The following is a 2825-nucleotide window of genomic DNA, read 5'->3' as shown; positions in this document are numbered from 1 at the left end:
ACGACCCGCTCGGCGGCACCGTCCGCCGTAAGTGGAGGAGGGCGGGCTGCGGGTGCTGACCGAGGCGATCCCGGCCATGCGCAGCGTGTCGTTCGGCATCTGGGTGGCGGTCGGGTCGCGCGACGAGACCGGCCCGCAGGCCGGCGCCGCGCACTTCCTGGAACACCTGCTGTTCAAGGGCACCAACAAGCGCAGCGCGCTGGAGATCTCGTCCCAGATCGAGGCGGTGGGCGGCGAGACCAACGCCTTCACCACGAAGGAATACACCTGCTACTACGCGCGGGTGCTGGACGAGGACCTGCCGCTGGCCATCGACGTCATGTGCGACCTGGTCGCCGACTCGGTGCTGACCCCGTCCGACGTGGAGACCGAGCGCGGCGTCATCCTCGAAGAGATCGCCATGCACGACGACGAGCCCGGCGACGAGGTGCACGACCTGTTCACCCGCGCCGTCTACGGCGACCACCCGCTGGGCCGCCTCATCTCCGGCACCGAGGAGACCGTCACGCCGATGAGCCGGCGGCAGATCCAGGGCTTCTACCGCCGCCGCTACACCCCGCCGCGGATCGTGATCGCCGCCGCCGGCAACCTCGACCACGCCGCGGTGGTCAAGCTGGTCCGGCAGGCGCTGCGCGGCACCCCGCTGGACACCGACCCGGCGGCGCCGGCGTCGCACCGCCCGTCCACCCCGGGGGTACGCACCAAGCCGGCCACCACGCTCGTCGAGCCGAAGGAGACCGAGCAGGCGCACGTCGTCCTCGGCTGCCCGGCCATCGACCGCACCGACGAGCGGCGCTTCGCCCTCGGCGTGCTCAACAACGTGCTCGGCGGCGGCATGTCCAGCCGGCTGTTCCAGGAGATCCGGGAACAGCGCGGCCTCGCGTACTCGGTCTACTCCTACGCCAGCCAGTACGCCGACAGCGGCGTGTTCGCCGTCTACGCCGGTTGCGCTCCGGGCAAGGTGGACGAGGTGCTGCACCTGACCCGCGCCGAGCTGGCCCGGGTCGCCGCCGAGGGGATCACCGAGGCGGAACTGGCCCGGGGCAAGGGGATGAGCAAGGGCTCGTTCGTGCTCGGGCTGGAGGACACCGGCTCGCGGATGAGCCGGCTCGCCAAGGGCGAGCTGCTCTACGGCAACCTGATGCCGGTGGACGACCTGCTGGCCCGGGTGGACGCGGTGACCCTCGACGACGTGAACACGCTCGCCGCCGAGCTGCTCGGCCGGCCGATGTCGCTGGCCGTGGTGGGCCCGTTCGACTCCGGCAGCTTCACCGTCGACCGCTGAGCGGCGGCGGTCCGGTCGGCCGGGCGTCGGCCGCGCCGGTTCGCCGGATGCCGGGCGTCGGTGCGGTCCGCCGGACCGCGCCGTGCGGGCTGGGATAGGTTGTGGCCCGTGACTGAGCAGCAGAACACGGTGGCCCGGGTCGGTGTGCTGGGCGCCCGGGGCCGGATGGGCATGGAGGTCTGCAAGGCGGTCGACTCCGCCGCCGACCTGGAGCTGGTCGCGGCCGTCGACCAGGGCGACGATCTGGCCACTGTGGCGCAGGCGGGTGCCGGGGTGGTCGTCGACTTCACCACCCCGGACGCGGTCATGGGCAACCTGCGCTGGTGCGTCGAGAACGGCGTGCACGCGGTGGTCGGCACCACCGGCTTCACCGAGCAGCGGCTCGACCAGGTACGCGAGTGGCTGGCCGGCCGTCCCGGCGTGGGCGTGGTGATCGCCCCCAACTTCGGCATCGGCGCGGTACTGATGATGCAGTTCGCCGCGCGCGCGGCCCGGCACTTCGAGTCGGTCGAGATCATCGAGCAGCACCACCCGCGCAAGCTGGACGCGCCGAGCGGCACCGCCACCCACACGGCTCGGCTGATCGCCGCGGCCCGCGCCGAGGCCGGTCTGGGGCCCGCGCCGGACGCCACCCGCGACGAGGTGGCCGGCGCCCGCGGCGCCGACATCGACGGGGTACGCGTGCACGCGGTACGCGCCACCGGCCTGGTCGCCCACCAGGAGGTGCTGTTCGGCACCACCGGTGAGACGCTGACCATCCGGCACGACTCGTACGACCGGGTGTCGTTCATGCCCGGCGTGCTGCTCGCGGTCCGCGAGGTGGGCCGCCGGCCCGGTCTGACGGTCGGCCTGGACGCCCTGCTCGACTGACTGCCGCGGTGTGCCCCCGGCCTGCTGCGGGAAACCGTTTTGCCTGTTCGGGGGCGTCGACCTAGGCTGCTTTCCATGATCGATTCCGGACAATCCGACCGCACCGGCCGCCGGGTGACGCTGCGCCCGGTGGACGACGACAACTGGCGGGCCGTGGCGGACGTCGCGCCGCACGACGACCAGCGCGCCTTCGTGGCCGCGCTCGCCGCCCGCTACCTGCTTCTCACCGAACGCTCGGACGTCTGGAACTCGCTGGCCGTCTACGCCGACGAGACTGTCGTCGGCCATGTCATGTGGGGCGTGGACGACGACGAGTCGCGCTGGATCGGCGGCATGGTGATCGACGCCGCCGAGCAGGGCCGGGGGCTGGGCCGCGCGACGGTGCGGACGATCGCCGACCGGCTCGCCGAGGCGGGCCGGCCGATCCGCTTGAGCTACCACCCCGACAACAAGCCCGCCGCCGCCCTCTACACGTCCCTGGGCTTCCACCCCACAGGCGCGTTCGAGGACGACGAACTGGTAGCCGAGCTCCTCCCCCCAGCCTGACCCTCACCCCCGAGCTTGCCCCCGGTCGATCATGAGGTTGGCGGCCTTTTCGATCTCCCCGACTGCCGCCAACTTCATGATCGACGCGGTGGGGGGTGGGGTGGTGCGGTGAGGGGGTGGGGTG

General features: G+C 72.6%; 2 protein-coding genes and 1 pseudogene. All 3 read left to right on the top strand.

The window, feature by feature from the left end; translation table 11 throughout:
• Positions 1 to 1285, top strand: a pseudogene (locus MCBG_RS12665) (M16 family metallopeptidase); the annotation flags it as partial.
• A gap of 108 nt (positions 1286 to 1393) precedes the next feature.
• A complete protein-coding gene (dapB, locus tag MCBG_RS12660) occupies positions 1394 to 2155 on the top strand; it encodes a 4-hydroxy-tetrahydrodipicolinate reductase (protein WP_043325799.1) in 762 nt (253 codons plus the stop codon).
• Between the two features lie 75 nt (positions 2156 to 2230).
• The gene (locus MCBG_RS12655) at positions 2231 to 2701 is read left to right on the top strand and encodes a GNAT family N-acetyltransferase (RefSeq protein ID WP_043325797.1); all 471 of its coding nucleotides are present in this window, start codon (positions 2231 to 2233) and stop codon (positions 2699 to 2701) included.
• The last annotated feature ends 124 nt before the right edge of the window (positions 2702 to 2825 follow it).

This window comes from Micromonospora sp. M42 (assembly GCF_000568915.1).
Classification (GTDB): Bacteria; Actinomycetota; Actinomycetes; order Mycobacteriales; family Micromonosporaceae; genus Micromonospora; species Micromonospora chalcea.
This window is presented reverse-complemented; position numbering and strand designations above follow the sequence as displayed.